8 protein-coding genes are annotated in these 7503 nt (G+C 71.1%); 1 reads left to right on the forward strand and 7 read right to left on the reverse strand.

Translation table 11 applies throughout. The features are described from left to right. Positions 1–806: sigma-54-dependent transcriptional regulator family protein (locus ABT116_RS37245; protein WP_351643461.1), on the reverse strand; the 806-nt coding region annotated here is incomplete at its 3' end. Positions 807–928: 122 nt separating this feature from the next. Between ABT116_RS37245 and ABT116_RS37250 the strand changes: the two genes are divergently transcribed. After that, entirely contained in the window at positions 929–1453 is a 525-nt protein-coding gene (locus ABT116_RS37250; protein WP_351643464.1) for a hypothetical protein, read from the forward strand. Here ABT116_RS37250 and ABT116_RS37255 read toward each other — a convergent pair. The 6 genes from ABT116_RS37255 to ABT116_RS37280 form a co-directional block, all read right to left on the reverse strand. Then, positions 1419–1907: a hypothetical protein gene (locus ABT116_RS37255; protein WP_351643487.1), complete on the reverse strand. Its 489-nt coding sequence runs from the start codon at positions 1905–1907 to the stop codon at positions 1419–1421. The genes ABT116_RS37250 and ABT116_RS37255 overlap by 35 nt on opposite strands. Before the next feature lie 233 nt (positions 1908–2140). Further along, on the reverse strand, positions 2141–3391 hold the full coding sequence (locus ABT116_RS37260) for a glucarate dehydratase family protein (RefSeq protein ID WP_351643466.1): 1251 nt from the start codon (positions 3389–3391) through the stop codon (positions 2141–2143). Further along, positions 3388–4296 (reverse strand): 5-dehydro-4-deoxyglucarate dehydratase, encoded by a 909-nt coding sequence (locus tag ABT116_RS37265; RefSeq protein ID WP_351643469.1) that lies wholly within the window; start codon positions 4294–4296, stop codon positions 3388–3390. The genes ABT116_RS37260 and ABT116_RS37265 overlap by 4 nt, the downstream gene beginning before the upstream one ends. A gap of 28 nt (positions 4297–4324) precedes the next feature. Next, positions 4325–5269, reverse strand: coding sequence for a carbohydrate ABC transporter permease (locus ABT116_RS37270; RefSeq protein ID WP_351643472.1), 945 nt, complete (start codon positions 5267–5269; stop codon positions 4325–4327). Continuing rightward, on the reverse strand, positions 5266–6177 hold the full coding sequence (locus tag ABT116_RS37275; protein WP_351643476.1) for a carbohydrate ABC transporter permease: 912 nt from the start codon (positions 6175–6177) through the stop codon (positions 5266–5268). The genes ABT116_RS37270 and ABT116_RS37275 overlap by 4 nt, the downstream gene beginning before the upstream one ends. Beyond that, the gene (locus tag ABT116_RS37280) at positions 6174–7502 is read right to left on the reverse strand and encodes an ABC transporter substrate-binding protein (RefSeq protein ID WP_351643481.1); all 1329 of its coding nucleotides are present in this window, start codon (positions 7500–7502) and stop codon (positions 6174–6176) included. The genes ABT116_RS37275 and ABT116_RS37280 overlap by 4 nt, the downstream gene beginning before the upstream one ends. Between the last annotated feature and the right edge of the window lies 1 nt (position 7503).

Consider the following 7503-nt stretch of genomic DNA (forward strand, 5'->3'; position numbering starts at 1 on the left):
AGGGCCGCGCGCAGCCGTTCCGGGGAGAAACCGTCGGGTTCGAGCGCGAGGAGGGTGAGGATCTCCAACTGCCGGGGGCGCAGGGGGAGTGGGCGACCCTCGTGCACGGCTCGCTCGGTGCCCAGGCACGTCAGCCGCAGCCGGGCCGGGCGGGACACCTCCGTGCTCAGGCGGGCCTCGATCGTCGACACCAGGCTGCGGACGGTGGACATGGCCAGGGGGTGCGACCGGTCCCAGGTCGTGGACAGGTCCAGTACGCCGAGGACGCTGCCGTCCCTGCCGTGCACGGGCGCGCAGTAACAGACCCAGCCGTGCAGGGCCGACACCAGATGCTCGGCCGAGAACACGGAGCTGGGACGGCCGGTGCGCAGGGCGAGGGACAGCGCGTTGGTGCCCATGGCCTGCTCGTCCCAGCGGCCGCCGGGCGCGAAGTTGACCCGCTCGGCCCTGCGGCGCATGGTCGGGCCGCCGCAGGTCCACAGGATGGTGCCGGACTCGTCGGTGACCGCCGTGACGAACCCGGCGTCCTCGGCGATGCTGTGCAGCTCCCCGGCGAGAGCGGAGACCGGCCCGTACAGCGGTGACGACGTCCAGCGCTGGTGCACCCGGCCGTCGTCGGTCACGGGGGCGCTGTCGCGGCCCGGGTCGACGCTGCCCAGCGAACGCGCCCAGGACTCGCTCACCTCGTGGCGCAGTGCCGCGGTGCCGCCGGGCCGCGTGCCCGGGACGCTCAGCCGCGGCACCCAACGGGACCACTCGTGCTCCAGCACGGCCCTGCGCCGCGTGAGGTCAGGGCGCTGTGACATGGCCTCTCCCTGCCGTCGTACCGGTTTCGGGGTGAGGCCAGTGTTACCGGACGCGTCGGCCCCGGTCGAGAATTCCTTCGGACCCGGGGTGAGACGTTCTGAACGGGCGACCGCCTGACTGGATGTTTGTCCGGTACCAGCGTGCCGCCGTCCGGGTGACGGGTTCACTCGACCCGACGGACGGGGTCCGGCCCGCGTACCACCGGCGCGCGGCGCCGCGTTTCCCCGGCATGGACAGCACGGAGACGGCGCGGCGCCGTCCGGGGAACGACGCGGTGCCCCGCTCGTACGCCGAACTCACCAGCGGATACGCGGGACATCCGCCGATCTACGCGGCTCTGGTCGCCGAGTGGGAGGCGCGGGGCCACGCGGTTCCGGAGCACCGCGACGGCCAGTGGGTCTCCTTCGCCGCGCCGGCCGACAGCGAGACCTGGACCGCCATCCCCGCGTGGACCACCGGCCGGCACATGGGACCGGTCGTCCCCGCCACCCCTCGTCCGGCCGCCACCCCTCACCCGGCGGCCGGCCGGCACCCGGGCCCGGCCGCACCCGCGACCCGCCCGGCCTCCGGCCGGCACCCGGGGGCGGCCGGGTCGTCGTCCGGCGCCCGCCTCACCAGCCGTCCGTCACCACCGGCTCCGCGCTGACCGGTGCCAGCACCGCGAGGGTTCCGTTGGCCTCCCGCAGGGCCGATTCGAGCGGGCCGGGAGTGTGCAGGGCGCCGGTGCCGTCCGGCGGCACGAGCCATTCCAGCCGGCCGGCGGGCCGGTACGGCGGCGGCACGGCGACCCAGGAGCCCCGGCCGACGTGCCGTACGCCGAAGCCGATCCACTCGCTGACCGGATCGGGCGGCAGGAAGAACCCCACTCTGCGCGCGGCGCAGTCCACCAGGGTGGGGCCGGGCACCTTCAGCGGATCGCGCCACAGGATGTCCAGCGCGAGCAGGCCGAGCCGGTCGGGAACGCTCAGCACGTCCCAGTACCGCCCGGCCTCCACGAGCATGGTCCCCGCGCCGTAGTCCCACTCCCGCTTGCATTCCTTGGGGTCCGTGGCGGCTGCGGCGAGCCACTCGACGGCTTGCTTCCACATGACGCTCTGCATGGCCACCCCAGGCACAGTCGGTGGCGCCGCGGTCGGGCGCGCGCTGGACACGGGCCGGTGGCCCGCGGGGTTCCGCGTGCCGCCCGGCCGTAGCCATGCTCGTAGATATTTCTACGCGTCGGAAGGGGTGGCGCGGTGTGGCGTTTGGGGCGTGCCGGTCCCGGTCGAACGAGGGCAGCAGAAGGCACGTTCCGTACAACCGCGTTCAACTTCGTGCGCGTCACGCACAGCTGTCACCAGCGGGGGAGCTTCAATTCGTACTCCGGCCGGAACCGCTGCATGTAACCGGTGTCGTCCCGGCTGCGCATTCCCGAGTCGACGTACCGCCGGTGCAGTCGTTCCAGCCGGTCGTGGTCGAGTTCGACCCCCAGTCCCGGCCCGGTGGGCACCTGGACCTCCCCGTCGCGCAGCTCCAGTACGCCCGGCACGATCACGTCGTCCGCCGAGTTCCACGGGTAGTGCGTGTCGCAGGAGTGGTCGAGGTTGGGGATGGCCGCGGCGACATGGGTCATCGCGGCGAGGCTGATGCCCAGGTGCGAGTTGGAGTGCATCGACAGGGCGAGCCCGAACGCCTCGCACACGGCGGCCAGTTCACGGGTGCGGCGCAGTCCGCCCCAGTAGTGGTGGTCGGTGAGCAGGACCTGGATCGCGTCCTGCTCCACGGCCGGCTTCAGATGCTCCCAGGCGATCACGCACATGTTGGTCGCGAGCGGCATGGGGGAGTCCTTCGCCACCTCCGCCATCCCCGGGACGCCCAGGGTCGGATCCTCCAAGTACTCCAGCACGCCGTCGAGTTCACGGGCGACGTACTTCGACGTCTCCACCGTCCACGCTACGTTCGGGTCCAGCCGCAGCGGCTGCCCGGGGAAGGCCTCCGCCAGAGCCCGCATCGCGGCGATCTCCTCGTCGGGCGGGAAGACGCCGCCCTTGAGCTTGAACGACCGGAAGCCGTAGCGCTCCTGCATCAGCCGGGCCTGCTCGACGATGCCTGCCGGGTCGAGGGCCTCGCCCCAGTCGTCGCCGATCGCCGCGCGGCCGTCGAGCGCGGGGTGCTCGGCCCACTTGTAGAAGAGGTACGCGGCGAACGGCACCGCGTCCCGGACCCTGCCGCCCAGCAGGTCGCTGACCGGACGGCCGAGCAGCCTGCCCTGCGCGTCCAGGCAGGCCACCTCGACCGCCGAGGTGGTCCAGCCGCGCTCGTGCGAGCTCGCCACGGACGGCAGCAGCGCCGCGTCGATAGCGGCCGACACGGCGGTGGTGTCGAAGACGTCCATGCCGACGACGACCTTCGCGGCGGCGTGCAGCCGCTCCAGGCGGGCCGCACCCCCCGGGGACTCGCCGAGCCCCACCGTGCCGTCCTCCAGGACCAGTTGGAGGATGATCCGCAGGGCGAGCGGCTCGTGCACGCCGTTGGAGTTGAGCAGCGGCGGGTCGCCGAAGGCGATCGGGGTGACGATCAGCTCGCGGATGCGCGTGGCACTCATGCGGCGGCCACCTCCAGGCCGTGATCGAGGAGTTTCGCGAGCCGGGCGATGTGCTCCGGCGTCGCATCGAGCAGGGGCGCCCGTACGCCGCCGACATCCAGGCCGCGCAGGGTCACCCCGGCCTTGACCAGCGACACGGCGTACCCGGGGACCTCGTCGCGCAGGGCGACCAGCGGGCCGTAGAACTCGTCGAGGAGCCGCGAGACCAGGGCGTCGTCGCCCTCGGCGAGGGCGCGGTGGAAGGCCAGGGCGATCTCCGGGGCGAAGGCGAACACCGCCGAGGAGTACAGCTCCACGCCGATGCCCTGGTAGGCGGGCGCGGTCATCTCGGCGGTGGGCAGCCCGTTGAAGAACTGGAAGTCCTCGGTCCCCGGCACGGCTCGCACCGCGCGGACGATGCGGTGCATCCGCTCGATGTCCCCGATGCCGTCCTTCAGGCCGACGACCCCGGGCAGGGCGGCGATCTCGGCGGCCGTCTCGGCGGTGAGCCGGGCGGTGCCCCGCTGGTAGAAGACGACAGGCAGGTCCGTGGCCGCGATGACCTGCTCTACGTAGCGCACGAGGCCCTGCTGCGGGGCGCTGACGAGGTAGGGCGGCAGCAGCAGGATGCCGTCGGCGCCGGCGCGTTCGACGCGGGCGGCCTGGTCGCGGGCGACCGGGGTGGGGCCGCCGGCCGCGGCGAGGACCGGTACACGTCCGGCCGTGGTCTCGACGGCGACCCGGGTGGCCCGCTCGATCTCCTCGGCCGACAACGCGTGGAACTCACCGGTGCCGCAGGCGACGAACACACCTCCCGCGCCCGCGGCGACACCCGACTCGATGTGCTGGGCCAGCCGTTCCTCGTCCAGTGAACCGTCCGCCGCGAACGGCGTGACCGGGAAGAACAGCACTCCGTGGAACTTCATGTCTCCCTCAAACGTGGGGGGTCGGGTGTCAGCCCTTGGTGGCACCGGCGGCGATGCCGGTGACCAGCGAGCGCTGCAGGAGCAGATAGACGATCAGGCTGGGGATCAGGGCGATGACCGCACCGGCCAGCACCACCCCGGAGCCGACCTCGGGGTCGGTGCGCAGGATGGACAGGGCGACGGTGACCGTGTAGTCGGTGGGGTCCTTGGCGGCGATCAGGGGCAGCAGGTACTGGTCCCAGATCATGATGAAGCCGAGCACCCCGGCCACACCGAGTGCGGGCTTGCACAGCGGCAGGATGACCTGCCACAGCATCCGCAGCTCGCCGACGCCGTCGATGCGGGCGGCCTCCTCGATCTCGGTCGGGATGTCCTTCATGAACTCCGTCAGCAGCATCACCGAGAAGCCCCAGGCACCGAGCGGCAGGATCACGCCCCAGACCGTGCCCTTGAGGTCGACGCCGAGCACGGGCACATGCCCGAGGACCAGCGACAACGGGATGGCGATGACCTCTTCGGGGAGCATCATCGTCAGCATGAACAGGGTCAGGATCAGCGCCTGCCCGCGGAACCTGTGCCGGGCCAGCGCGTAGGCGGCCAGTGTGCACACGGCGAGCTGGAGCAGCAGCCCGCCGCCCGCGATGACCAGCGAGTTGCCGAAGTAGTCCCAGATGCCGCGCTCGCCCGCGACCTCGAAGTTCAGCAGGGTCGGATGGTGGGGGAGGAACGACAGCGACGAACCGCTGGCCTTCTCGCTGAAGGAACCGGAGAAGATCGTCAGGAACGGTGCCGCGAAGACCCCCAGGGCGAGCAGACAGAGCAGGACGCGCAGCACCCAGGCGGGTCCCGGCCGGTCGCTCCAGCCGAGGGCGGTGTCGAAACGGGCGGGGGTGGTGCGCTGCCTCCCGGCGGACTTCCGTGTGGGGGAGGCGGTCACCGGGGTCCGGACGGGCTCGATGGCAGGGGCGCTCATTTCACGTCTCCCCTCTTGCGGAGGTAGTTGACCGTGACGGTGAGCAGCAGCGTCACGCAGAGCAGGACCACGGAGGCGGCCGAGGCGCCGCCGATGTCGTTACGGGTGAAGCCGAGGGTGTAGGCGCGGGTCATCCACACGTCGGTGGAGCCGGCCGGGCCGCCGCCGGTGAGGACGTACACCTCGGTGAAGACGCGCAGTCCGCGGATGGCGGCGAGGGTGAGGACGATGCCGAGGGCGGGCCGGATGGCGGGCAGTGTGATGTGGCGCAGGCGCTGCCACAGCGAGACGCCGTCCATCGCGGCGGCCTCGTACAGCGAGCGGTCCACGCCCGCGAGGCCCGCGAGGATGATCACCATGTTGTACGGGGCGAGCATCCAGATGCCCATGGCCATCGTGGCCCACAACGCCGTGTCGGGATTGTCCAGATAGGGCACCGGTCCCAGCCCGAACAGCCCGAGACCGCTGTTGATCAGGCCGTCGGACGTCGGGTAGTACATCAGCCGCCACATCTCGCCGACCACGGCGGTGGCGGTGACGACGGGCAGGAACACGGCGGTACGGATGATCTTCAGTGAGCGGGCCTGACCCTCCAGCAGCAGCGCCAGCGCGGAGCCGACGACGATCCCGCCGAGGGACATGCCGATGCCGAGGACCAGGGTGTGGCCGATGGCGTCCTGGAAGCGGTGGTCGGTCAGGACCCGCGTGTAGTTGTCGAGGCCGACCCACTTGTCACCGAGGAAGGGCCGTACGTCGAAGAAGCTGAGCCAGACGCCCTTGCCCATCGGCAGGAACTTGAAGACGAGGGCCAGCAGCAGCCCCGGGGCGAGGAACAGCCAGGGCAGTACGGCCTTCTTGCTGATGATCCGGGCTCTGCGCGGCCCGGGTGTCGTCACGGTCGCGGTCATTTCAACAGGTCCTGGTCCTTGAGGTCACCGGCGAGGGTGTCGTTGAGTTCCTTCAGGCCGGAGCCGACGTCGCTGCCGCAGTAGGTGAAGATCGCGTTGAGCGCGTCGGCGGTGTCCTGCTTGATCGGGGCGAAGTTCGGCGCGTTGGGGAACTGCACGGAGGCGGTCTCGTACGCCTTCTGCACCACGCTCCAGCGGGGGTCGTCGCGCACCTTCGCCGCGTCGAGGGTGGAGTTGACGGGAATGCGCACGACGGGCTGGTGGTCGCCGGTCATGGCGAGCTCCTGGCCCTCGGGGGAGACGAGGAACGCGGCGAGCGTTCGCTCCTGCTTCGCCTTGCCGGTCCGGGCGCCGAAGTAGATGTTCTCGCCGTCGGCGAGGACGTTGTTGTTGCCCGCCGGGCCGGTGGGCGCCGGCAGCACCTCGTACTTGTCCTTGCCGAGCGCCTTGTCGAACGTGGACATGTTGTACGGGCCGGTGAGGTACATCCCGGCGTTGCCGTCCTGGAAGTTGGTGGTGTTCGCGGTGACGGAGGTGAGGGCGCTGGGCTGGATGACACCGCTGTCGCCGCAGAAGAGGTTCTTCTTCATCCAGGTGACGGTGCGCACGGCGGCCGCCGAGTCCATGGCGGGCCGGTAGCCCGACCCCTCCTTCCGGAGGATCTGCACACCGCCCTGCCAGAGATAGCTGGCGCCCCACCAGGCGACGTAGCCGTTCTGCGCGCTGCCCGGGACGACCATGCCGTAGGTGTCCTTCTTGCCGTCCCCGTCCGGGTCGCGGGTGGCGAACGCCTTGGCGAGGGCCAGGGTGTCCTGCCAAGTCTTCGGCTGCGGCAGGCCGAGTTTCTCGCGCCAGTCCTTGCGGACGAACAGCGTCATGGCCTGGCGGGAGTACGGGATGCCGTAGTGCCTGCCGTCGCGGCCCACGGTGGACGACCAGGACTTGGCGGTGATCTCGTCATGTCCGGATATCGAGGCCGGGGCGATGGGCTTGAGCAGGCCCTGAGACTGGTAACTGCCCATCAGGGCCGTGTCGTTGATCATGACGTCCGGCAGGTCTTTGACGGATGCGCGGCTCTGCAACTGCTGGTCGAAGTTCATGACCGGCTGGTAGTCGACCTTGATGCCGGTCTTCTCGGTGAAGGCGGCGAACACCCGGTCGTAGGTCTTGGCGGACTCCGGATCGCTCCGGGTCCACACCTCCAGGGTGTTCGGGTCGCCGGCCCGGGCGCTGCCGGAACCGGAGCCGCAGCCGGCCGTTCCGAACAGGAGCCCCGAGACGGCGAGCGTGGCAGCCAGGCGGAGACTTCGTCGGCGATCCCGCATG

The sequence above is a fragment of the Streptomyces sp. NPDC002130 genome, assembly GCF_040296465.1.
GTDB lineage: Bacteria > Actinomycetota > Actinomycetes > Streptomycetales > Streptomycetaceae > Streptomyces.

Coding starts and splice junctions, on each gene's coding strand:
- ABT116_RS37250 (WP_351643464.1), top strand. CDS start 929: ATGTTTGTCCGGTACCAGCGTGCCGCCGTCCGGGTGACGGGTTCACTC.
- ABT116_RS37255 (WP_351643487.1), bottom strand. CDS start 1,907: ATGCAGAGCGTCATGTGGAAGCAAGCCGTCGAGTGGCTCGCCGCAGCC.
- ABT116_RS37260 (WP_351643466.1), bottom strand. CDS start 3,391: ATGAGTGCCACGCGCATCCGCGAGCTGATCGTCACCCCGATCGCCTTC.
- ABT116_RS37265 (WP_351643469.1), bottom strand. CDS start 4,296: ATGAAGTTCCACGGAGTGCTGTTCTTCCCGGTCACGCCGTTCGCGGCG.
- ABT116_RS37270 (WP_351643472.1), bottom strand. CDS start 5,269: ATGAGCGCCCCTGCCATCGAGCCCGTCCGGACCCCGGTGACCGCCTCC.
- ABT116_RS37275 (WP_351643476.1), bottom strand. CDS start 6,177: ATGACCGCGACCGTGACGACACCCGGGCCGCGCAGAGCCCGGATCATC.
- ABT116_RS37280 (WP_351643481.1), bottom strand. CDS start 7,502: ATGCGGGATCGCCGACGAAGTCTCCGCCTGGCTGCCACGCTCGCCGTC.